This is a genomic window from Gardnerella sp. c10Ua_244 (assembly GCF_055818055.1).
Genome location: NZ_JARFVS010000001.1, coordinates 703,149 through 727,817 on the forward strand (window position 1 = coordinate 703,149; position 24,669 = coordinate 727,817).

Here is a 24,669-nt window from a genome sequence, read left to right on the forward strand (position 1 = left end):
GTAAAATGGGGAAATAATCCTAAATTTTCTTGCAATTACAGTGCTTTTATCAATGTAAATAATAAATATTTCCAAATATTTAGTTTGGCTTGCAAATAGGCGTGGGGGGGGGGTATAGTGCTGAGTGTTTGAGAAGAGCGTTTTTAGCAGAGAATTTTAGCGAGAATTCGAGTTTTTCAGTGCCGTTGTAATAACGACATTATGATATAAGAGGGCGAATTAGAAGGTAGGTGTATATGTTTAATTCGCATATATTTAGCCGTTTCCTTCGACTAGTGCGCTCAATTCGCCGTTCGTTATTTGCTTTTTTCGTGGCAATTACAATGTTGCTTGCTACTTTTGTGATTGCTCCAACTTATGCGTTGAGTGCTGGCGAAAGTGCTACTTCTACTGAGAAGGCTGAGGGTGCGAAGGCTGGTTCTACTAAAAACGATGGTGAATCGAATAAGCAGTCTGAGCAGAGTGAATCTAATAATACTACTGAGCCTAATAAGAAAAATACTGATACTTCAAGTACTTTAAATAAAGATAATAAGGAATCGAAGCCTGCTGAAAAGCAGCAGAAGTCTGATAGTAACAATGGTGTTGATAAGGCTAAGTCGACTGATTCTGATGTAAAGAAAAACGTTAAAGATGCTCCAAAGAAAAGCGCCTCTACGGAAACTTCTAGCAGAATGGACAGAGGTGCGAGAAAAACGACTGATCTTCCGGAAGCGTGTAAGAATAATAAAAGGTATAAGGCTCCTGAAAAATGCTACAGCATTACTTATGGTAATAAAACAATAAACATTAAAAGTAAGAATGGCGAGCCTTATAATAGGGTTCCTCAGATTATTATTCCAACAATAAAAGTTGCAGGTAAAGTGCAGCAAACATTACCTGATGGCGTTTGGCTTGGGTTGGAAGAGTATGTTAAAAGTGATGATTCTGTGAAGTATGCTTTTTTCAAGGATAACAGTGGCAGTTATACTGTTAAATCTACGTATGGTGTGTCTAATAGCGATGGTTCTATACGTTTTTTTGTAAGCAAATGGATGGCAGCTAAGACGTATAAGTTTAAGTTTGTAATACATTATCCAGATGGTTCTAAATCCAGACCTAAGACCATTAGGGAGGAACTTGATGAAAAGGATTTACCTAAGGCTCAGCCCGGTGATTTGTCGCTTAGCTTATACGATTTTGGGAAAACGCAAGATAATGCTGCGATAAAAGATAATAAAATTACTATAAAACCAAAGTCTAAAGGTTCAGCTCCTAGCGGAGGTACTGACGGCAGTACTACTGACAGTACTGATAAGAAAGATACTTACGATTCTATTAATAAGCTTTTTATTGAATCGAAATCGACAGATAAGCCTGGTTCTATCTATCACCATATGATTTGCCATAAAACTGGTAGTGGTGATGGTGCAGATAGTTATACGTTAGACAGTGTTAATGGTTTGAGTTTAGGTACGCAGACTCAGTTCAAGCATAAGGAAAATAAGAATCGACCTTCTACTGGTGCGGAGAATTTTGCTTTGTATGAGAATGATCCTTATACTGAGGAATCTCAAAGTTGGATTACTGGTAAGCCACAAAATGATGGAACTTTTGAGTGCAAAGTGTTTGCTATAAAGGATGTTGAATTAAAATACAACCCGAACGGTGGAGAGGGTAAAGAACATCCAAATTCTACAGTGGCAAAAGAGTTCGACAAAAAAGTTACAAGTGCTGAATATAGGAAGTTTCTGTTTACTAGTAGTAATCCAGAAAATAATATTGTTGACAAGAGCAGTAATCAGTGGCTTAATGCTAATGATATTCAACAAGGCGTTGACTGGGATTATAAGTCAGTTACGATTGAAGTGAAGTCGAGTAAGCCACCAAAGCCGAAGCCACCAGAAATTGGCAAAAATGATCTTACGCTGAAAGTGTATCCGTTTAAAAACGGCACGGGTCCGTTGCCAGCGGCGTTGACTAGCAGCAATAACAATATTTCTGCGATGCTCGGTATGGAGCTTAAGCCGTTTGTTGATGCTACTTCTGCGGCGGATAGCACGAAGAAGATTACGTTGCGCGTGCTGTGCTCGAAAGGCGAGAAGAAGAATAATGCTGGTAGTGGTACTTCTACTGGGGATAATGGCTCTGCTGAAAGTGGTTCTGCTCTAAGTGGCTCAAGTAGAGGTACTAGCGGTACTGGCTCGCAATCTGAGCAATCTTCTGAATCGTCGCAACCTGCTGATGCTCTTGAATACAAGACCTGGAGCAGTAGTCCTGCAGGTCTGGTGTTGAGTGTGCCTGAGGATACGAAGCAAAATACGTGTAACTCTAGTAAAGAAGGGGAGACGACTTGCGAGTCGGTTGATCCAAGTAAAAAAGTGGCTGCGCGAACTGATAAGGAAGTGAGCATAAAGCCGACTAAGGTTGGCGATTACCAGTGCGTTGTGTTTGCGCTGAAGCCTGATGCTCTTACTAAGTTTGATGGTCTAAAAGGCAGCTTAACGCCTGATTCAATAAGCTCTGCGCTAACTGCTACTCCAGCGTCTTTTAAAGAAAAGAAGGATTTTGCTGCTTTTACGTTCAATATTCACTTGGCGAGTAATTTTACTTTGCCGAATACGGGCGGTCAGAGTTGGAATTTGCAGTTTGGTATTCTTGCCGCTCTGTTGGTAAATCTGCTGGCGGCTGGCTTCGTGGTAAGTCAAAGTGAGTGCGCTCGCAAATTAATTTTTGGAAGGCGGCGAGGCTTATGCAATCACGTATGAAGCAGTTGTATATGCATTTACTCGCTGTGCTTCGCATAAGGCGACTACGTACGCATTTGCGTATCAAGCCTTCCTGTTTCGCGCATTGTTTTATTGCGTATTGTTTTATTGCGCAGTCTTTCGGGATTCGGGAGCGTGATAACACAAGGTAAATGCCAAAAATTTTAAAACTTTACTCGTCAAGAGCATTATCAATGCAAACTAATTCTCTACTTGCCGTAAAACGGCATTACGAAAGGAGTGAACATGAAAAAGTTCACTAATAAATTCGTGGCGGCAGTTGCGTCGCTTGCGATGGCTGGCACGCTGTGCGTCGCCGGCGCTGTAACTGTGGCTGGAGTTGCGTGGGCTGGTGGTAAGCCGGTTCTTCCACAACCTTCTGTTAAAAAGGGTCCTAAGGCTCCATGGGAGAGTAAAGCTCCGACAACCGGTAGTTTAACTATTGTTAAGTGCAAGAAAAAGGATGTCTCTACAACTACTACTACCGTTGCTTCGTCTAGTACTGCTAATGCGTCCGCATCTAATGAGACAGGCGAAACGCAAGATACATCTTGCCCTGCTGGTTTTGAACCTCTTAAAGATGTTAGTTTCACTGTAACTAAAGTTGCATCCATTAAGGAAGGAACTAATGATGTTACTTTGAATCTTGCGGAGTATGATTCTTGGCAGAAGATTGCTGGTATTGTTTCTAAGTTAAATGCTCATCCGGAAGAAGCTGGAGTTGTAACTCTTGGAACTGGAACTGATGTGCACAATATGACTGCTACAGACAAGGATGGTAAGTCTACACTTGATGATCTTGCTGTTGGTTTGTATAAGATTGTTGAGAAGGTTCCTGATGGTTATGGTGCTTACGATTTCAGTAGTTTCTACATGACTTTGCCTTTGATTGAACAGAAGACTGATGATGGCAAGACCACAACTGTGTATGAGTATAATCCTGTAGTTAAGCCAAAGAATATTGATCTTTCTTCTGCAATTAAGAAGAATGTTGATAAATCTCACATTTTTGCTGGTGTAAAAGATAAAATTTACTACACAATTACCGCGAAGGTGAACAAGACTAAGATTGACAAGGATTTGACTGAGAAGAATCTCAAGGATTACGCGGTATTCGATGATGCTCCAACCTCAGCGTTTACAGAACCTAATAATCAGGGACTTGATGCTGCTGTGCAGTCTGTAAAGTTCGGTACAGGTAGTGATTCTACCCTTACTAAGGGTGAGAACAACGACTACACCGTTACTGCAACGCCTAATTCTGGTAATGCTGAGATTACTACAGCTGGAGATACTAAAGGTCTTGCTGCTGGTCACACTCGCATTCTTGTGAAGTTCACTGAAGTAGGTTTGAAGAAAATTGCTTCTAAGTTGAATAACGTTGCTGCTGGATCTGAGGCTCCTCAAGTTGAGGTTGAGCTTGCGTTTGACATAAGTAAAGCCTTCAAGGATTCTACTACAGATAAGACTATTACTAATAAGTCTGGCTTCTTCCCAGCTCATGATGAAGGTACTACTGCACCGAATCCTATAATTCCTAATATTGATGGCAGTAAGCCTACAGTCAAGTTTGGTTATTTGCAGGTTGATAAGTACAATTCTGAAGATGAGAGTAAAAAGCTTTCTGGTGCTGAATTCAAGATATTTACCGACAAAAATAAAGCAGATTTGTGCACCAAGTCTCTTAAGGAAAATACAGCAGTAGATGCGGAAGATAGTCCTTGCAAGGCCGCTTCTGCATTTGATGAAACTACTGTTGAAGGCGGTAAATTCTCTAATCCTTACAAGGCTGAAGCTGGTTCAACGCTGTACGTTGTTGAGGTTAAGGCTCCTGAAGGATTTGCTTTGTCTCCTGTGGTTAAGGAAATAACTGTTAAGGATACAACTACCAACGATAATCCTGATACTTTGAAATTCCCTAACATTCCATTGCATGGTGAAAAAGGCGGTAACAAGTTCTGGTTCAATCTTCCTGCAACTGGTGCTGCTGGCGTGATTCTGTTTGCGCTTGCTGGCATGGGCTTGATTGCAGCAAGCGTGTTCCTCTACATGCGCAATCGCAAAGAAGAGGAACAGCAGCAGAACGCTTGATCCGCTTTCTAAAGCTGGTCTTGTAGTCTAATAGCAAAGTGTGAGTCTAGGGTTTACTGAACTAAATCCTAGACTCACTTGCTCTAAAAACGTGTGTTTTCACGCGTAATTTGAAACAAAATTTACGTGTATAAACGTTACAAGGAAGAAGCATGAAATTAAACGACGCTGTTGCTAAAGTATATGCTTTCTTCAAGCAACTCAAAGCAAAACCCGTCGCTTCCGCAACCGAAACAACACCAGCCTCCACAGCAACGCAAACCGCAGCCTCCGCAACTGCAACAAAACCCGCTAAAAAACCCAAATCCAAACTCCGCCGTATTTTAGAGCCAATCGTTCTCGCGCTTGCAGCGATTCTGTGCTTCACGTACCCGATTGCGTCAACGTTGTGGAATAACAAGGTGTCGAAGGAGATTTCTGTAGCTTATGATCGGCTGAGTCGTAAGCAGACTGCGAGCGCTAGAGAGAAGATTTTGAACGCGGCTCGTCGTTATAATGCGCGCCACAAGTCGATTATTACGGCTGATCCTTACGATGGCACGACGGATTATATGAAGACGCCGGAGTATAAGGAGTATGCGAAGCAGCTGGATGAGCCGATGGGGATTATGGGTATTGTGAAAATCCCAAAGATTGGCGTTAAGCTGCCGATTTACCACGGTAGTTCGCAGGAGGTTTTGGCGTATGGTGCTGGACACTTATATGGCACAGATTTGCCGGTTGGGGGTAAAACGCGTCACGCTGTTGTGACGGCGCATACGGGTTTGCCAAATGCGACCATGTTTGATGATTTAGTGGAGTTGAAGAAGGGTGATTTCTTCTACTTTGACGTGCAGGGGGAGACGCTGCGTTACAGGGTATTCCGCATTAGCGTGGTCGATCCGCATGATATTAGGTTACTTCAACGCGAGAATGGGCGTGATCTGGCGACGCTGCTTACCTGTACGCCGTATGGTGTTAATACGCAGAGATTGCTGGTGACAGGCTATCGCGTGCTGCCGGATCCTGTTTCCGCGCCGGGCGATAAGTTGCAGTGGCCGCTTTGGATGACGATGTTTGTGCTCGCGCTTATTGGTTGCGCTGTGATTCTTACGACGATGATTATTGCCGCGGTTCGCAAGCGCCACCGCCGTGCTGCTTCACTTGCTCATGCCAAACATATAACTGCTTAGAATTGCTGTAATGCAGCGTGTCGCGAAGATTTAGAGAAATAACACCTTGATTTTCGTGAAAATTCGGCATATATTTACCCCTGATTTCGTGAAAATTTAGCATAAATTGACATTGATTTTCGTGAAATATATACTATAAAACAATAGTATTTTCAACGGTTTTGTGGTAATTAAGAGTGGTGTTATATGTTAAGGCGAAAATTTTATCAAAAAATGCTCGATTGGAAGAATGCTGATCGCGGTTCAACAGCGCTTTTAGTAACAGGTGCTCGAAGAGTTGGGAAAAGTACTATAGTTGAAGAGTTTGCAAGAAACGAATACAAGTCTTATATTCTTATTGATTTTTCGCAAGCATCAAAAGATGCGCTTCGGCTATTTGAAGATTATCGTTCAGATTTAAGCACTTTCTTTACATACATATCTGCACTATATGGTGTGAAACTTTATAACCGTGAATCGGTAATGGTTTTTGACGAAGTGCAATTTTTCCCACAGGCTAGAGAATTTGTAAAACAACTAGTTGCAGATGGCAGATACGACTATATAGAGACTGGCTCGTTATTGTCTATTAAACACAATGTTGAAACAATATTGATTCCATCTGAAGAACAAGAAGAACGCATGTATCCTCTTGATTTTGAAGAATTTTTGTGGGCTTTTGGAGAAGAAAATCTATCGAAAGTTATTAAAGATTCATTTGATGAGTTAAATCCTTTGCCAGATGTTTTACATAAAAAAGCGATGCGACTTTTTAGAGAATATATGCTAGTTGGTGGCATGCCGCAGTCTGTAAATGAATATGTTGATTCGAGAGATTTTGCTCGAGTAGATAGGGTTAAGCGTCGTATTCTTTCGCTCTATAGGCAGGATGCTGCAAAGTTTGCAAAAGGTTATGAAATGAAAGTTATGTCTGTGTTTGATGGAATACCAGCACAGCTTTCCAGACATGAAAAAAGATATAGGATTACTTCCTTAGGTAAGAATGCTCGTATGCGTGACTATAAGGATGCGTTTTTTTGGCTTTCGGATGCGAGTATTACAAATAATTGCTACAAATCTACAGATCCAAATGTGGGATTGAATCTTAATGCAGATGATGCGTTAGTAAAATGTTATATGGCTGATACCGGTTTGTTGACTTCTATGATACTTTCAGATAGTAGTATTGCGTCTAATGATCTGTATAAAGAAATTTTATTTGGAAAAATCTCAATTAATGAAGGAATGCTAGTTGAAAACGTTGTTGCGCAACAGCTAATAGCATCTGGACATCGCCTATTCTTCTATTCAAATAGAGACAAAGAAAATTCGGAAAATACTATGGAAATAGATTTTTTGATTTCTAAAGCTTTTCAGGATTCTGCTGGCAAAATGCGTATATCTCCTATTGAAGTTAAATCTGGGAATGTGTTTAAAACAGTTTCTCTTGATAAATTTAAGAACAAGTTTTCAAAAAGAATTGGAACTAGTTATGTATTTGCTCCTAAACAGCTTAGCGTTAGAAAAGATTTGAATCTCGTAATATTACCACTTTATATGTGTGGATTGGTGTAGCGTTCCGACCTGCCTTCGCGCTGCTATGTAGTGCACTTATTCCTCACGGCTTAGCCGTTTGGCTGATTTGGCATGACATGCCGTAAATCAGGTACAAGCGCACTACATAAATGTGCTGTGCGTTTGTATTAAAACCGATTTTTTTTGTTGCTTTTTATTTGTGGAATCTTATAGAATTATATTTATGCGCTGATGCATGCTAGTTTTGCTAGTTGTTAGATGTTTTATGGCTTGTGATTGATTTTTGGGAATAACCCTGATTGCTTGCGATTCATGGGTTTTGTGTTAGAAATGTAGTTTTTGTTGTACAGCGCTAGGTTTTACGCACATTTTTTAGGAGTGATCTTATGGTAGAGGGGAATAAAAATCTAATTATCGCTGACTCTAAAAACGCGTCTGTTGGAATGATAATAGACGCTGAAACAATAAAAGAGAAAATCTACAACATTCGTAATCAAAAAGTCATGCTTGATTTTGAGCTTGCTGAAATATATGGGTATGAAACGAAAAATTTCAATAGACAGATTAAGAATAATATTGAAAAGTTTGAGGGCGAAGATTTTATGTTTCGGCTAACTGCTGACGAGTTCAAAAACTTGAGGTGCAAAAATTTCACCTCAAGTTGGGGTGGCTCTCGATATTTGCCTTATGCTTTTACGGAGCAGGGTATTTATATGCTCATGACTGTGTTAAGAGGTGATCTTGCTGTTAAACAGAGTAGGGCATTAGTTAGAACCTTTAAGCAAATGAAGGATTATATTGTTGAAAATAAGGATTTTATTGGCGCGAAGGAATTAGCTAAGCTTGCGATTCAAACGAATCAGAATACTAATGATATAGCGGAAATAAAATCTCAAATGGCAACGAAGGAAGATTTTAATAAGGTAATGGATAATTTTATTAATCCAGATTCGTATAAACATTTTCTTCTTATGGACGGCAATAAAATAGAAGCGGATCTTGCGTATTGCAAAATATATAAGTCAGCTAAGAAAAGCATTTACGTTGTTGATAATTATATTGGTCTTAAAACATTGGAACTATTACGGTTTGCTGGTGAAGGGGTTGAAATCGTAGTTTTTAGTGATAACGCTAGGAGCAAGAATATGCTTACGGAAAGCATGTTGGGTGATTTTGTAAGCGATTGTCCTGGTGTTGATTTGAAGTTTAAGACTGCTGGCAGAAAGTATCACGATAGGTATGTGGTTATAGATTATGGAACGGATGATGAGGCTGTTTACGTTTGTGGCGCTTCGTCGAAAGATGCTGGCGGCAAAATTTCAACTATTACGCGAATAGAGTCTTTGAATTTGCGCTTGTATCATGCGATGTTTGATGAGTTGTTAAAGAATCCTGAGTTAGAGTTTTAACATTTTATAATGTTCTAGTGTTTTGCGCTCAACTTGGAAGTAGACTTCCAACTTTTGCTGTTGCGCAAATGTAGTTGCGCAAAGGGAGGTGCGTATGACAACAATCTTTAACGTGGCATCGTACATCCTTGATATTGCTGGAACTATTACTACTATGAAGCGTCAGAAGTTAGCTTACTATTCGCAAGCGTATTCTTTGGCTACTACTGGATATCCATTATTTAACGAGGATTTTCAGGCATGGAGAAATGGTCCTGTTTGCTCAGAATTATTCGCATTGCATCGCGGTAAGTTTTTGATTCGTAAAGGGGAGTTTGTGCTTCCTAGCACTGATAAGTTGAATGATGATTCTTTAACAGATGGCCAAAAGCTTCTTGTGGAAAAAGTGTGCAAAAAGTTTGCTGAGTGTTCTGGTAGTGATTTGAGTGCTATGACACATCGTGAGGATCCATGGAAGAATGCTTATGATGCTACTAATAGTTCGGCAATATGCGTTCAAAAAATTACTAAGGATTCTTTGAAAGAGTACTATTCAGTTCATAATTTGCTTAAGTAAATGTGATATTCTCTTGTTCTCTTATTTGCTCTGAGTTAGTTATAGCGTTGCTCGAGATTTGTGGAGTTTGTATTAAGAGCATAGAAGTAAAGCATGATATGGTAGCTTGAAAACAACGCAATACTTATAATTCATGCGAATCGTCTTACAAAGGGATTTTTACAAGAGATAAGGGATGCGAGATGAGTAAGAATACGTATACTGCGGAAAATGGGTTCGTTATTACTGACGATATTGTTGATAAGTGGGCTGAGGAGGCAGAAGATAATTTTCCTGGTGCCACTATTACAGAGTTTGCTGGAAGAGCTTAGGAAGATGAAACTCAGCCGTTGAAACCGCGTACTGTTAGGTTAAGTGATACCGTTTGGCATTTAATCGAAGCCGATGCGAAGCGCAGAAAAATGACTGTGAGTGCGTGGACTAGAAACGCTATACTTAACGAATTGTCTACTGAGATAGCTGCGCAAAGATAGTTGCGCAAAGATAGTTGTACGAAGGTATGCAACTTGGAAGTATGCTTCCAACTTTTGCTGTTGTGCAAAGATAGTTACGCAAAATAGCTATGTAAAAATAGCCGCAGCTTTCGTAATGATGCGTGTCGCGAAGATGTGGCATAATAGGAAGGCTTGTGACTGGAGGAGGAATCCGCTAGCACAGCACAGCAATACAAGATGCGGGAGGAAGCTGCAAAACAGCTTTATAGCAACGTTTCGTAAGTGCTTTACTTCTGTAAGAAGCGACTATATCAGCGTTTGCAACAACCGTTTGAACCGCTTGTACAAGAAAGAAGAACCATATTATGGCTCCGAAAAAGAAAGTCTCCGCGCTTATTAAGCTCGAGATTCAGGCTGGTAAGGCAAATCCAGCCCCACCACTGGGTCCAGCATTAGGCTCCCACGGCGTGAACATCATGGACTTCTGCAAGGCGTATAACGACCAGACGAAGGACAAGATGGGCCAGATCGTCCCAGTTGAGATCACCGTTTACGAAGATCGTTCCTTCACCTTCATTTTGAAGACCCCACCAGCCGCTGCTTTGTTGCTTAAGGCTGCTGGCATTCAGAAGGGCACCGAGAATCCATTGACTCACAAGGTTGGTTCTGTGACCAAGGCTCAGGTGCGCGAGATCGCCGAAATTAAGATGCCTGACCTCTCCGCACGTGACGTCGAGGCCGGTATGAAGATCATCGCGGGCACCGCTCGCTCGATGGGTATTACCGTTACCGACTGAAAGGGAGTGTAGAAATGGCTAAGCGTTCTAAGAAGTATCGTGAAGCGGCTGAGAAGATCGACCGCAATAACCTGTACACCCCAGCTGAAGCAATCGCTTTGTTGCAGAGCATGCCAAAGCACGCTTTCGACGAGTCCGTTGAGGCTGTTATGCGCCTTAACGTGGATCCTCGCAAGGCTGATCAGTTGGTTCGTGGCGTAGTTAACTTGCCAAACGGCACCGGTAAAACCGCTAAGGTTTTGGTGTTCGCTCGTGGCCCAAAGGCTACTGAGGCCCAGGAAGCTGGCGCCGACATTGTTGGTGATGACGAGCTTATCGAAAAGGTTGCCGGTGGCTTCCTTGACTTCGATGCAGTCGTTGCAACCCCAGACATGATGGGTAAGGTTGGTCGCTTGGGTCGTGTTCTCGGTCCTCGTAGCTTGATGCCAAACCCAAAGACTGGCACCGTGACTATGGATGTAGCCAAGGCTGTTGCTGATATTAAGGGCGGTAAGATTGAGTTCCGCGTGGATCGCCAGGGCAACCTGTCCTTCCTCTTCGGCAAGCTCTCCTTCGATGCTAAGGCTCTTGAAGAGAACTTCAAGGCTGTCGCAGACGAAATCCGCCGCTTGAAGCCAAGCACCATCAAGGGTCGTTACATTACTAAGGTAACTGTGACTTCTACGATGGCTCCTGGTGTTCCAGTGGATATTGCAAGCATCGCTGCCTGATTTATTGCTTGCGTAGCTTATGCGAAAGCATGGCTGGTACGTAGTAAATTAAGTTTAAAACTTATAAACGCTGAAAATGTGCTCTTTTGAGTCATGTTTTCAGCGTTTTTTGTTACTTGCGTTACTGCATTTCTGCGTTAATAACGAATAATTGATGTTTTGCGTTACTGGCGCAGTACGCTATCTGCATTAGTAACGAATAGGTGACGTGAGAGGTTACGCCTCTAGAGAGTTCGCGGCGCATGTAGGCGCGCGGCGTGTCGTCCAGGAATGGCGGTTTTGCAACGTTTTGTGGCGCGACGGTCTGCTTGAGTGTAGCATTGCGCGCACGAAAGCAACTCGGAGTGCCGAGCTTGCTCAAAGTTGAAAGTCCAGTGGACTTTCAACGCAAGCGAGGACTGTCTGAGTCAGTAAAGACGAAGGCAGGGTAGGTTTGTGTGGTATTGCATTGGGAATTCGGTCGCGCTTACGCAAATGTAGTTTCGGCGTGTCGCGCAAGAGTGGCTATATTGCAACGGTTTTGCGGCTGGTTGGGGGAGTATTCAGGAGTTTTCTGAGAGTTTTCTGGGAAAAATCTTTAAAAACCTTGAAATTGATATTTTTACGAAAAGTAATGCATAATACTGTATTTTTTATTCTTAAAAATAGTTTGACTGAAATATTTCCGTAAAAATATAAATGTTTTCTGTTAATGAGTTGTGCGTCTGCTCTTGACTTTTTCGAACGGGGGGGGGGTATGTTAATAACAGCTTCCGGCTGGATATTCTGCGCTGGTAGTTATTCACAAAACTTAAGTTGTGAATGTTAATTTTTTCTTCGCGCGTTTGGCGTGAAGGAGAAGAAGAAAGGAAAATATTATGTTGAATAAGAAGGCTATCGCCGCATTCGCTGCTGGCGCAACTTTGCTTTCCGGTCTCGCTTTCGCGGCTCCAGCTTTCGCTGAGGATGCTCCTGCTGGTGCTCCTGCTGCTCAGGGTGGTGCTGCTGCTCAGGGTGGTGCTGCTGCTCAGGGTGGTGCTGCTGCTCAGGGTGGTGCTGCTGCTCAGGGTGGTGCTGCTGCTCAGGATGAGAAGGATGATAATTGGCTCTATGAGCCTGAGGACTCTCAAGCTCTTGCTGATCGTTTGAATGCTGAGAAGGCTGCTAAGATTGCGGCTGACGAGAAAGATAAGTATGAGCATACTCCATTTGGCAATATGGACACGGATTACAAGAAGTGTGTGAAGCTTTACGGTGAAGATGCTCTCGAGTGCAAGGCTGTCGCTGACTACCTCAAGCGTCATGGTCAGAAGGTTGATGACAAGGCTAACGACAAGAAGGCTGATAAGAAGGCTGATAAGAAGGCTGCTGGTAAGAAGGCTGCTGCTCCATTGGCTAAGACCGGTGCTGCTGTAGCTTTGGCTGCTGTTGCTGCTTCCGTGCTTGCTGGCATGGGTGCTGCTCTTCGCAAGATCCGTCACTAAGCTTTTAGCACATTAAGTGTGTTGATTGTTTAATGATTTGTGAGCGTGCTGTACGTGAGTATGGTGCGCTCACTTGTTAAATCTTTCACTCAACGTGCTGCGAATGCTGTTTAGTGTTTTGTGGCGGGTTTGCTTTCGGGCTTTTGCATGATTCTACTGTTTTGCCAAATCTCTTTCTTCACGGTAGTGTTGTGCGCTGGTTTTCGGGGGCGTGACTGTTGAGTGTTTGGCTGGCTTGTTTGTTAGGGAAACGAGTCGGTTTTGTTAAAGGGCTTGGGTTTGGTGCTACTAGGGGCATCAGGCTCCAAGCCCTTTCTTCGTATGTGTCTGCTTGCTGACTGTACTATTGCTAGATGTTGTTGTTGCGATGCGACCAAAACGACTCAGCTGTGAGTAGTTTATGTCGCCTGCGCTTTTAGTGACCAACTTGTCTAGCGGTTCACTTGCTTACTCATCTGCTCACTAATCTACACATCTATCTACTTATATAATTAACCATCCTCCAACAAGCATATTTACTCTTCCTGCTTCTCATGTTCTTTTTTATACTTGAATCATTAAATAAAAAATAAATAGTTTTGTTAAATTTGTGTTGGGCTATTTTGGTTGTGGATGGGGGTGTTTTATGTTAAAGACAGAGCAACTTATAGATAAACTAAAAAGTAAGGGTGTTGCTTTTCAAGAATGTACAGTTGAGGATGCTGTTTCATTTTTGAATGAGCATAATTATTATGTTAAAGTTACTGCCTATAAGGCAAATTTTCATAAGCATAATGGTAAATATGTGGGTCTTGATTTTATGGCTCTAAAAGATTTATCTACTATTGATATGTATTTACGACGTTGGATTATTAGTGCAAGTCTTAGCGTGGAACATTCTTTAAAAGTCAATATATTAAAAGATATACAAGAAAAAAATATTGATGAATTCAATATAGTAAGTGAATATATTGCAAAATATCCTCGTATTATAACAGAGCTTGATAATAGACGATCTACTGCGTATGTGAAAACCCTATTGGGTAAGTATAATCACCCTAATTATCCTATATATGTTTTTCTAGAAGTGATTCCATTTGGAGAATTCGTTAATTTTTATAAGTATTACTGTGCAAAGTATGAATATGATGGATTTAATTGTACATTGCTGGACAATATAAGAAATATACGGAATGCTGCAGCTCATAGCAATTGTGTTATTCATGATTTAACAAATAAAGCTGGGTTTTACAATAATTATTTAGTTTCTCGAGTTGTTAAGTTGTTGGCAGGTGTGAAAAAGAGAACTATTCAAGACAGGTTGAAAAATAAATGCGTGCAAGATTTTATTTCGCTGCTTATTGCGGTGGATGATGTTATAAAGAGTGAGGATTTAAAGAATCATTGTTTACAGGAAATCAAGGAATTATTTGACGGTAGGATGGTTAGGAATAAGGATTTGTACAAGTCGTCTACGTCATTGCAGCAGATGTATATTTTTTGTAAAGAGATTGTACATAATGTACAGCCATCATAGTAATTTATTAAATACGATTTGAAAACGAAAGTTTTGCGGGCGATGCATTTATGCGTCGCCCGATTTTTTTCTGATTACATCTGAATTAGTTAGTGGTATTTTTGCTGGAGGTGCGTATGACAACAATCTTTAATGTGGCAGCGTACATCCTTGATATTACTGGAACTATTACCACTATGAAGCTGCAGAAGCTAGCTTACTATTCGCAAGCGTATTCTTTGGCTACTACTGGGCATCCGTTATTTAACGAGGATTTTCAGGCATGGAGAAATGGTCCTGTTTGCCCAGAATTATTCGCATTGCATCGCGGTAAGTTTTTGATTCGTAAAGGTGAGCTTGTACTTCCCAATACTGAGAAACTTCAGGATGATTCTTTAACAGATGGTCAAAAGCTTCTTGTGGAAAAGGTATGCGAAAAGTTTGCTGGATATTCTGGTAGTGATTTGAGTGCTATGACGCATAGTGAAGATCCATGGAAGAATGCTTATGATGCTACTAATGGTTCGGCAATATGCGTTCAAAAAATTACTAAAGATTCTTTGAAAGATTACTATTCAACTCATAATTTTTTGTGGTAAGCGCTGCGTAGTAGGAGATGTGCAGTAAGAGCTGCATTTTCGATATGTAATACACTTCTACTTATGCGTTGTCTAAGCGACCAAAACAGCACGTGCGTGAGTAGTTTAGGTCGCCTGCGCAAGAAAATCCGGTCTAACCATCACGCGCGCGAGTAGTTTAGGCCGCGCGTCTTTATTGTCGTGCACTTCGTCTTAGTGCGAATCACGAATTCTACCAATTGTTATAGCTGTTTGCAGCACATAAGCGGCGCGCGGATCCGTAGCATCCCATCCTGTAGTTTGCGCAACTTTACGTAAACGGTAACGAACAGTATTTGGATGCACATTAAGTTCGTGTGCTGTTTGGTCAAGAGCTCCACCAAAGCGCAAGAACATGTCAATAGTTTCCAGAGTTGGATCGTCATGATTGTAAGGAGCCAAACTTTGATACACCTTGTTGTAAAGAGTATCAAAAGCTGTGGCATCGCCAATAAGCGCTCGTTCTGGAAGCAAATCATCTGTGTGAATGATTTGCGGCAAATGCTTTACTGCTGGAGCAACAGCAATCGCGGCAAGAGTAGCAGTAAGAGCGGAAGAAATCTGCTCAACGCCTTCAACCATGCTGCTAACACAAATCGTCTTATGAGAATTCTCAAAAACTTTGCACAGCTTCTCTAAAGCCTGATCGCTAGGATTTTCGCGCACAGCAAGCAGAATAATATGAGAAGGCGCTGCAAAAGTAGAAGAATTTTTCGTAGATGCTGATATCAGTGCTTGCGTTTTTTGCCAAGCTCCCGTAATGCGCTGCAAAGCACTACTTTGTGTGCGCTCAACTATTGCATCATACGCATTGCAACTACCAAGCTGTGGCCAAATATTTCGGCGCAAAGTGTCAGTGTTATCAGGTGGAATATCTGGTGCTGGCTTGCGATTTGGTCCGTCATCTGGCTTAATTGCAGTGCCGAAAGTTCCTGCAATAACAATAACTTTTGGCGAATCTGACCATTGAAGTAAATGCATGAAAGCGTCAATACGAGCGTCTGCAATACCATTCATTAAACACGTGGCAATAATCGAGTGTAATTGCAAGCGCATCGCCGCGTCAAAAACTTGGCCATCACGATTGTCGAAAATTCTAAGCGGTTCCGAGCTAGTTGATTTTTGCGCGCTGGGCAGTGGAGTAAAACTCGGTGAATTATTACCTTTAGTATTTTCAGAAGATTGACTTGAATGACTCGAACGACTTTGATTTGATGAAAGACGATGCCACAAGTGGTGTTTGTGCTTTTCTTCGTTTTCTTGCTCTGCTTTAGATTGCTTTGCTGTAGAAGAGCTTTCTTGATCATTTGATACAGCGTTTACTTGCGTTTTGTTTAACTGTTGATTTTCAAGAGAATTGGCAATATTAGAATCCTCCGCGTGCTTTTCTGCTGCCTGTACGCTTGCTAGTATCGAAAGAAAATCGTTACTAAGTAAGCTGTTTCCTGCAAGTTTATCTTCATAATTTTCTTCGGACATAACAGAAGAAGCAGCGCTGCTATCTTGCGCAAACTGAGGTGTATTCTTCTCGTCCATCTTGTGCCTTTAATCCTAACATTCTCTACTATTATAGCGCGATTGAGTAAAAGTATCTCGCCAAAAAGTAAGTGCTACAAAGCAGAAAACAAAAGCTAACGGTAGCATGTGTCGCTCAAAATTATTAGCTGGAGCAAGAATCATAACTCCAATCAGCAAGGCAAGTGGAATATGCCATAACAATGTGCGCCAACGGCGAAGAATAATTTCTGCAACTCCAATAAGTAGTGTAAAAATAACGAAAGTATTTCCGTGAATTGGCCAACTTAAAACAGGAATATCACTAAACGTGCTAATGTCTTCTGCAAATTTAGTTCGCCACTTAGGATTCCAATATTTAATCCAATCAGATTTGTGTATGCTGTCAGTGTCTATGTAGTATTCTGGCCCAACATACGGGCGGTCAAAAATATCAAAGTATCCGTAAGTCTTTGCAAGAAAAGCGTCAGTTGCAACGAGTGGACTATGCGTAATCATTTGCCACCAAGCGAAATCTAATTTACGAATATTGTCTTTAGTAACGTATCGCCAACGATAACTCACTTTTTTAGATTGCAATCCGGAAGATTTCACAGGGTCTGCGTCATAAGGTTTGTATGCTTCTGCAGTTTGATCCAGATTAAAAATTGGTGCAATAATGCGCTTTGCGCTACGCGGTATGCTATGCGGATCGAGCTTAGCTATACGTGCAATTTGTTGTAACTGAATGCCGCGACTCTCAATAGGATCGCCGCTAATAATAGCACCGCTCGAAATAAGCATAATTAACGAGCCGTGAATTACAACGATTGGAAGCAAAATTCCGCAAACCCACAAACGCCAGCGTTTGCGCTCAAAAATAATTAAAAGTATGAATTGAACAACCAGAATATACCAAGCGTATTTTGCAGCAATAAGCATTACGCACACTGAAACAATTAATTCCAAAACAGTGTGAAGTCTAGGCTTTTGCGTATTTGGCTTTGTGCTAAGTGTATTTTTAGTGTCGTTCGCATGATAACAATTAGTTAACTCGTAATTTATGCCAAACCACCAAACAAAAGCGAATGCAAAAAGCGGAGATTTTGTAAGCGCAATAGTTGAGCACAACACAAGCGGATTAAGTAAAAACATAAGCAGAATAACGAATCTTGCAAAAGTTGTTGTGCTGCAATTTGTTGAGCTAGATTCTGCATCAAGCCAAGGTTTGTTTAAGAAGCGGTGTGCTGTTGCAGAAACGCACCATGCTGCAAATACAAATTGTGCAAAGGCAAGAAGTGCAATTCCAGCGTCGTTTGAGTCGGTAAAGTATCTGGAGACTGCTGTTGTTGCGCCATAAATAACAGTTAGAACAATGTTGTGCTGATCTGTTAAATAAGTTGGATAAGTTGGCCACAAGTAGTGCGCAGTTGGGTAAATATCCATTGGGACAAAGCTAAAGAAGCCGATATAAGGCTGATCTAAGCCTGTAATTTTATTCCAAGTCCAACTGTACTCACGAATTTGCGAGCATATATCTGCACCGTATGCGGCAAGTAACGTAACTGGAACCCAAATCCAGCCCACGAAAAAAGTAAGAAGTAGGTTTCTTCTATTGCGAGTGGAGTGGTTAATGAACCATTTAGCGCAATTAAAAAATAGTTTTGCAGATTTTAAAAGAAAATGCGCAATATTGCGGAAAATAGTGTGTTTAGTAGTAAATTTTTGTAATTTTGAATGTTTTTTATTTTCACTATTTTTTCTTAACGCAATTGACTTTATTAATTTCGTAAAACGTTGATATTTAGGCAAAAACTTTTTATTTTTACCGTAGTAAATAAGCGCAGTCAGTATTAATGCGTATATTATGAAGGCAGCGACGAAAATAAAAGCATTAACCAACGAAAAATCAGCGATTGATCCTAAATGAACTTTAATATCTTGACTGCGGAAAATTGGTCCCAAGCTAGTGCAAAAAGCAAGTACAAAGCATAACAAAGCAGCAAGAGTGTAATCTAAAAAACGTGCTGCAACAGCACGCAATTTGCGCGGCTTCTTGTACTGCGTTTTGCGACGTATGCGCTCCATGTGTTAACACCTGCTTAATTGATGCTTAGCTACTTTGTTTGCTATTGCGCGCAAAACATGCAATGACGCGCGCAAAAATATAATCTGATGTAAATTATACATATGACTATTTTTTCTTCGCAAAGTGTGGCATTGATGCCGCAGACCTCAGAAGTAGCAGATCTGGTAAAATATTTCGCAATTACAGATTCTACGCAAAATATTGCGCGAGAAATGATACAAAAAGGCGAAATAATTGCGCGAGATGACGGGAAGCCAGCAATAGTTGCGATTGTGGCAGATGAGCAAACAGCAGGTCGCGGCAGGCTTGGACGCGCGTGGGTAAGCCGACCGGGAGAAAGCTTTTTAGTTTCATTCGTAACGTTGCTGCCGAAGTCAATTGTTATGGACGCAAGTCACAATGGCTGGCTGCCTATTATTGCAGGGCTTGCAGCGCGTGACGCACTTCTAGAAACGTTTAAAGAGTGCGGAAGCTCGCCGATGCACGGTGATGCTTGCGCGATAAAACTTAAATGGCCTAACGACGTGTTTTTGCACGATTGTAAAGAAGGCGGAATCTTAACAGAAATTGTAGCCGATCCAAGCAAAGACAATGTTGTTGGAGTAATTTTTGGAATCGGATTGAATTTGTGCGTGCCGCAAGAAGTGCTGCCAATTAAGATGGCAACTTCGCTGCAAATGCATATGACTGATTTGCCGGAATCTAAAGAATTGCGTGATACGATTGCTGCAAAAATAGTTACTGGATTGCGTTCTAGACTTGGTGATTTTATGCGCGATTATCCAAGTAACGCTGCAGATTTGCTTCAAGAAGTAAATGGTGTGTGTTGGACTCTTGGGCGCGAAGTTAACGTGCATCCAGTTGACGGAAGCGTGGTGACAGGAACTGCTGTGCGGCTTGGAGAAGATGCGTCGCTTACGATTCGTGAGGCATCTGGCGAGGAGATTGTGGTAAAAAGCGGCGATGTGCACGCGGTTGCGTATGAAGCGCGACGACATGCTTGAGCGCAGCACAGCGCGCGCGAAGGCAACTCGGAGCGCCGAGCTTGCTCAGAGTTGAAAGCACGGTGTGCTTTCAACGCAAGCGAGGTCTGCCTTCGTCAATAAAGACGAAGGCAGGGCAGATTCGCGTGGTAGTTTATTAGGAATTCTGTTGTGTTTTGTGTGCGCTGACGACATGCTTGAGCGCAGCATTGCGCGCGCGAAAGCAACTCGGAGCGCCGAGCTTGCTTAGAGTTGAAAGCACGGTGTGCTTTCAACGCAAGCGAGGTCTGCCTTCGTCAGTAAAGACGAAGGCAGGGCAGGTTCGCTTGGTAGTTCATTGGGAATTCTGCTGTGTTTTGTGTGCGCTGACGACATGCTTGAGCGCAGCATTGCGCGCGCGAAAGCAACTCGGAGCGCCGAGCTTGCTCAGACGGAAAGTCCAGTGGACTTTCCGTCTGAGCTCAGCAGCGAGCGCTTAAAGCGCAAGCGTCAGCTGTTTGCTAGTTATCTCAGTCAAAGAGCAAGTGCGCGGCAATCTTATACAAAACGGCATTCCCTTTACAGTCGTGTAAAGGAAATGCCGTTTTTCTGCAATATAACGTTTCCGCTATGCGCGCTTTTTGTTAAGTGCGTTGTACAAGCCGGAGCAAGCCGCGCTCGCAACAAAAGCCTTAATCAAATCGCCAATCATGAAGATAATCAAGGTTGCGGCGGCAGTTGAAAGTGGCATGCCAGTTAGGTAGCTTTGGCCGAAAATGCCGAATGCGTAAATCACGATCGTGCCGATTATAGAAGCTACAGAGTAAGTGCAGAAGCGTGCGAAAGTCTTCTTGAAGGAGTTTTCTGGCATCATTGCGTCAAGAGCTACGTCAAATACGCGCTTCAAAGCTGCGGTTGCAGCAACGCCAAATATGAAACCGGCTAAGAATCCTGCAGTAGGGCCAACAAAAACAGCCCAGCCGCCCTTAAAGCCAGCAAACACAGGCAAACCTGCTGCGCCAACAGCAAGGTACATAACTACAGAAGCTACGCCTTCGCGCCAGCTCAAAGTTAAACCAATAATGCACAAAACAAGAGTTTGCAACGTAATAGGCACAGGAGTAATAGGAAGATAAATTGCGCCTGCCATGGTAGAAAGAGCCAAAAGCACAGTGAGAAGCGCTGGCTTTGCAAGCCATGCTGCAGCTACTTTCAACTTATTTGCAACGTTTGAATTTGCTGATGCTGTTGTTGCATTATTTTGATTTATGTTGGTCATGAAAACCTTCTTTTGGTTATTTCCGGTTTGCCGTTTGCAGCTAATAGGTTGTCAATTAAACGGTTTTGCCGGTTGTTTTCCGTTTCGCTAATCACATTACGTGTTATAAAAATCATGTGCATTGGAGAAGTGTACAAAATTTTGCTCTAGCTTTTGTGTATGTCGACTCATCCGTAAACGCAACTTTTCTAATATCTTGTAACGTATGGTTACGAATATCAAAAAAATTCTCATCGCAAACCGCGGTGAAATTGCCTTGCGAGTTATTCGCACGGCTCACGAAATGGGCATTTCTACCGTTGCTATTTATGCACCGACTGATCGCAACGCGCAGTTTGTAGAAATGGCAGACGAAGCGTACGCACTTTCCGGAGACACGTATCGTGATACTTATTTAAACGAAGATGCGATTCTTGACATTATTAAAAGAAGCGGCACGGATGCTGTGCATCCGGGTTACGGTTTCCTTTCGGAAGTTGCGTCTTTTGCGAAAAAAGTTAACGATGCTGGGGTTATTTGGATTGGTCCTCGTCCGGAAGCGCTTATTGATTTGGGAGATAAGATTACGGCTCGTCGCGTGGCAGTTCGTGCGAAAGTGCCGCCAGTTCCAGGAATTTCGGAGCCTGTGAAAGATATTCGAGAACTTTTGACTTTTGCGCAAACTCACGGCTATCCTGTGATGATGAAGCGCACGGATGGCGGTGGCGGACGCGGCATTACAGTCGTTCGTAACGATGACGAGTTGCGAGGCTTTTATATGAATCACGACGCTTTGCAGGGCGGCGACTTAGATGAATATTTTATTGAGCGTTTTATTGACAAAGCTCGCCACGTAGAAACGCAGTGCGGCCGCGACGCTCACGGAAATTTCACCGTATATTCCACGCGCGATTGCTCGGTGCAGCGCCGAAACCAAAAGCTGGTTGAGGAGGCTCCTGCACCGTTCTTGACTGACGATGAAAAGGATCAGCTTTACCGATATTCTCGTAACCTATTTGAAGCTGTTGACTACGTTGGTCTTGGCACGTGCGAATATATGGTGACTTCTCAGCATAAAGTCTACTTCTTGGAAGTTAATCCGCGATTGCAAGTTGAGCACACGGTTAGTGAGGAAGTTAGTGGACTTGATTTAGTGCGAGAACAGCTCAATATTGCTGACGGCGGCGAGTTGATTAAGGATCCAGAGCCTCGCGGACACAGCTTCGAGCTTCGCATTACTTCGGAAGATCCTGCTACGAATTTGACTCCAAGTTCCGGCACTTTGACGAAAATAAAGTGGCCTTCCGGTCCTGGTATTCGCGTCGATTTTGGTGTTGAAGTTGGCGATAATATTTCGCCAAAATTCGATTCGATGATGGGCAAACTTATTATTACTGCGCAAAGTCGTGAAACTGCTGTCGCTCGTGTGCGTCGCGCTTTGAAGGAACTTTGTATTGAGGGCGTGCCAACTCCAGCAAAACTTTTTGAGCAGATTTTTAACGACCCTGAGTTTACTGCGGAAAATCACAGTTTTGACGTGTCTACTAAGTGGATGGAACGCAAGTATTTGAACCGCGTTCCTGCAGCTTCTTTGGGTGGCCAGCCGGCTTCGCTTGTTTCTGGAAAGTCTGCGGATGAATCCGAAAATAAGCAGCCTGCAATGGAATCCTTCATTATTGAGGTTGATAATAAGCGCGTAAAGCTTACAATTCCGCAAGATATTGTTGACAATTTGACCGGCTCTGCGCGAGTTCGTAGCGTTTCTAGAGCTTCGCAGCCTTTGCGTGGACGTTCGCTTCGCGGAAGTACTCACAAATCTGAAGAACAAAAGCAGATTCCTGGCTTAATTGCAGCGCCTATGCAAGCTGTTATTACGCGCGTGAATGTTGCTGAAGGTCAGCAGGTTGCCAAGGGTGATTTGCTTGTGGTGCTTGAGTCTATGAAAATGGAAAATTACGTTTACGCTCCTGCAGCTGGTACTGTTACTGGAATTTTTGTGGGGCCTGGTGACGGCGTGGAATCGGGTGCAAAGCTTGTGACGATTGACATTTCTGGTTCAAATAATGGAGATTCGTCTGAAGGTGAGAAGTCTTCCGAAAAGCCGGAAGGAGAGCAGAAATGAGTACTTTAGCAAAAGAAAAGTCTGAAATCTCTGAAACTTCAGCGAAAACAGTTAATAACTCTTCTGTTAATAGCTCTGCTGACGATACAAACTTGCAGCCTCGTCGCGGAAAAGCTGCAGTTCAGCACGCAGCACAACTTGCTCGTGACGCAGAACAAAAAGCTTGTGAGCGTCAGCACGCAAAAGGAAAGTCAACTGCAAGAGAGCGTCTTGACTTGCTTTTTGACACCGGCTCATTCGTGGAAATCGGCCGTTTTAACGGCGGTGACATCAATAACGATGTTGCCGGATGCGCTGTAATCACCGGTTTTGGCGAAGTTTATGGCAGAAAAGTTGCCGTTTACGCACAAGACTTTTCTGTGCGCGGCGGAACTCTTGGCAAAGCGGAAGGCGAGAAAATCTGCCATCTTTTAGATATGGCTGTTGAACTTCGCGTGCCAGTTGTTGCCGTAATTGATTCCGGCGGCGCTCGCATTCAGGAAGGCGTGAGCGCGCTTATGCAATACGGGCGTATCTTCAAAAAAACTTGCGAAGCAAGCGGCTTAATTCCGCAAATCTCAATTATTCTGGGTCCTTGCGCTGGCGGTGCTGTGTATTGTCCTGCATTGACGGATTTGATTATTATGACTCGCGAGCACTCAAATATGTTCGTAACTGGCCCGGATGTTGTTAAAGCTGCAACCGGCGAGGCTATTAGCATGGACGATTTGGGCGGCGGTCTTGTGCATAACGCAACTTCCGGCGTCGCTCATTATTTGGGTGAAGATGAAGCGGACGCAATTGACTACGCGCGCACAGTTTTGGCTTATTTGCCATCTAGCTGTGAGGTAGAGCCTCCAACTTTTGCCTACGCTGCAACGCGCGCGGATCGCGAAACTGCGCGCGAGTTGGCGAATATTGTGCCGGATAACGACCGTCAGCCTTACGATGTGCTCGACGTGATTCGCAGAATAGTTGACTACGGTGAGTTCGTGCAAGTGCAGGAATTGTATGCTGCTTCTGCAGTGGTTGGTTTTGCTTGCATTGAGGGTCATCCTGTTGGAATCGTAGCAAATCAGCCGAAGGTGAACGCTGGTATTTTGGATGTAAATTCTTCCGAAAAAGTCGCGCGATTTGTGCGATTGTGCGACGCGTTTAATTTGCCTGTGGTGACTCTAGTAGATACTCCTGGTTATAAGCCTGGTTCAGATCAAGAGCACGCAGGAATTATTCGCCGAGGTGCGAAAGTGATTTATGCGTACGCGAACGCGCAAGTTCCGCTGGTTACGGTGATTTTGCGCAAAGCTTTCGGTGGAGCTTATATCGTTATGGGTTCCAAGTCGATGGGTGCGGACGTAAATTACGCGTGGCCAACCAGCCAGATTGCGGTTTTGGGTGCGCAAGGTGCCGTAAATATTATTCATCGTAAAGATTTGCAAAAAGCTAAAGAGCGTGGGCAAGACGTTGCGGCTCTTAGAAAACAGCTGGTTGACGAGTATGAGGTGACTACTGTTAACGCAAATCTTTCGTTGGAAACTGGTCAGATTGACGCAATGATTGACCCGGAGCAGACTCGCGATATGATTGCTGGCTCATTGAAGCTTTTGCGAAGTAAAAAGCGAGTTTCCAGAACTGGAAAGCATCACGGGAATCAGCCAATGTAAGTGATTTATAAAAATTATAGGGGTTATCAAACTTATAACTAAAAACTATAGAACTTACAAAACTTATAAACCTTACAAAACTTACAGAATTTATA

18 protein-coding genes are annotated in these 24,669 nt (G+C 42.7%); 15 read left to right on the forward strand and 3 right to left on the reverse strand.

Features of this window, described 5'->3' with window-relative positions:
• Positions 1-236: 236 nt before the first annotated feature.
• The 12 genes from P0108_RS03015 to P0108_RS03070 all read left to right on the forward strand — a co-directional run bounded on the left by P0108_RS03015 (position 237) and on the right by P0108_RS03070 (position 14,988).
• Positions 237-2,747: a hypothetical protein gene (locus tag P0108_RS03015; RefSeq protein WP_415707530.1), complete on the forward strand. Its 2,511-nt coding sequence runs from the start codon at positions 237-239 to the stop codon at positions 2,745-2,747.
• Positions 2,748-2,993: 246 nt separating this feature from the next.
• Complete coding sequence (locus P0108_RS03020) at positions 2,994-4,838, forward strand: SpaH/EbpB family LPXTG-anchored major pilin (protein ID WP_473730734.1); 1,845 nt, start codon at positions 2,994-2,996, stop codon at positions 4,836-4,838.
• Between the two features lie 152 nt (positions 4,839-4,990).
• The gene (locus P0108_RS03025) at positions 4,991-6,010 is read left to right on the forward strand and encodes a class C sortase (protein WP_410309320.1); all 1,020 of its coding nucleotides are present in this window, start codon (positions 4,991-4,993) and stop codon (positions 6,008-6,010) included.
• 186 nt (positions 6,011-6,196) lie between these two features.
• Positions 6,197-7,564 (forward strand): ATP-binding protein, encoded by a 1,368-nt coding sequence (locus tag P0108_RS03030; protein ID WP_033888488.1) that lies wholly within the window; start codon positions 6,197-6,199, stop codon positions 7,562-7,564.
• A gap of 347 nt (positions 7,565-7,911) precedes the next feature.
• Positions 7,912-8,934, forward strand: coding sequence for an ORF6N domain-containing protein (locus tag P0108_RS03035; protein ID WP_116440658.1), 1,023 nt, complete (start codon positions 7,912-7,914; stop codon positions 8,932-8,934).
• A gap of 94 nt (positions 8,935-9,028) precedes the next feature.
• A complete protein-coding gene (locus P0108_RS03040; protein WP_064621788.1) occupies positions 9,029-9,490 on the forward strand; it encodes a Panacea domain-containing protein in 462 nt (153 codons plus the stop codon).
• Positions 9,491-9,672: 182 nt separating this feature from the next.
• Complete coding sequence (locus P0108_RS03045; RefSeq protein ID WP_004109178.1) at positions 9,673-9,801, forward strand: hypothetical protein; 129 nt, start codon at positions 9,673-9,675, stop codon at positions 9,799-9,801.
• A 488-nt stretch (positions 9,802-10,289) separates the two neighbouring features.
• Positions 10,290-10,721 carry a 50S ribosomal protein L11 gene (gene rplK, locus P0108_RS03050; protein ID WP_004118588.1) on the forward strand — a complete coding sequence of 144 codons (432 nt, stop codon included), beginning with the start codon at positions 10,290-10,292 and terminating at the stop codon, positions 10,719-10,721.
• A gap of 14 nt (positions 10,722-10,735) precedes the next feature.
• Positions 10,736-11,431 (forward strand): 50S ribosomal protein L1, encoded by a 696-nt coding sequence (rplA, locus tag P0108_RS03055; protein WP_004106273.1) that lies wholly within the window; start codon positions 10,736-10,738, stop codon positions 11,429-11,431.
• 857 nt (positions 11,432-12,288) lie between these two features.
• Complete coding sequence (locus P0108_RS03060; protein WP_473730735.1) at positions 12,289-12,894, forward strand: peptidase; 606 nt, start codon at positions 12,289-12,291, stop codon at positions 12,892-12,894.
• 625 nt (positions 12,895-13,519) lie between these two features.
• Positions 13,520-14,410, forward strand: a complete 891-nt coding sequence (locus P0108_RS03065; RefSeq protein ID WP_102704457.1) for an Abi family protein — start codon at positions 13,520-13,522, stop codon at positions 14,408-14,410.
• A gap of 116 nt (positions 14,411-14,526) precedes the next feature.
• Positions 14,527-14,988, forward strand: coding sequence for a Panacea domain-containing protein (locus tag P0108_RS03070; protein ID WP_064621589.1), 462 nt, complete (start codon positions 14,527-14,529; stop codon positions 14,986-14,988).
• 192 nt (positions 14,989-15,180) lie between these two features.
• On the opposite strand, the gene P0108_RS03075 is transcribed toward P0108_RS03070, so the two are convergent.
• Entirely contained in the window at positions 15,181-16,542 is a 1,362-nt protein-coding gene (locus tag P0108_RS03075) for a PucR family transcriptional regulator (RefSeq protein WP_004109186.1), read from the reverse strand.
• A 15-nt stretch (positions 16,543-16,557) separates the two neighbouring features.
• Positions 16,558-18,588 carry a DUF6020 family protein gene (locus tag P0108_RS03080; protein ID WP_102704458.1) on the reverse strand — a complete coding sequence of 677 codons (2,031 nt, stop codon included), beginning with the start codon at positions 18,586-18,588 and terminating at the stop codon, positions 16,558-16,560.
• A gap of 102 nt (positions 18,589-18,690) precedes the next feature.
• Here P0108_RS03080 and P0108_RS03085 point away from each other — a divergent pair, with 102 nt between their 5' ends.
• Positions 18,691-19,593: a biotin--[acetyl-CoA-carboxylase] ligase gene (locus tag P0108_RS03085; RefSeq protein ID WP_064621591.1), complete on the forward strand. Its 903-nt coding sequence runs from the start codon at positions 18,691-18,693 to the stop codon at positions 19,591-19,593.
• Between the two features lie 586 nt (positions 19,594-20,179).
• Here P0108_RS03085 and P0108_RS03090 read toward each other — a convergent pair.
• Positions 20,180-20,830, reverse strand: coding sequence for a biotin transporter BioY (locus tag P0108_RS03090; protein WP_004109189.1), 651 nt, complete (start codon positions 20,828-20,830; stop codon positions 20,180-20,182).
• 205 nt (positions 20,831-21,035) lie between these two features.
• Between P0108_RS03090 and P0108_RS03095 the strand changes: the two genes are divergently transcribed.
• Both P0108_RS03095 and P0108_RS03100 read left to right on the forward strand, forming a co-directional pair.
• Positions 21,036-22,931: an ATP-binding protein gene (locus P0108_RS03095; RefSeq protein ID WP_174182511.1), complete on the forward strand. Its 1,896-nt coding sequence runs from the start codon at positions 21,036-21,038 to the stop codon at positions 22,929-22,931.
• A complete protein-coding gene (locus P0108_RS03100; protein ID WP_174182512.1) occupies positions 22,928-24,574 on the forward strand; it encodes a carboxyl transferase domain-containing protein in 1,647 nt (548 codons plus the stop codon). The genes P0108_RS03095 and P0108_RS03100 overlap by 4 nt, the downstream gene beginning before the upstream one ends.
• The last annotated feature ends 95 nt before the right edge of the window (positions 24,575-24,669 follow it).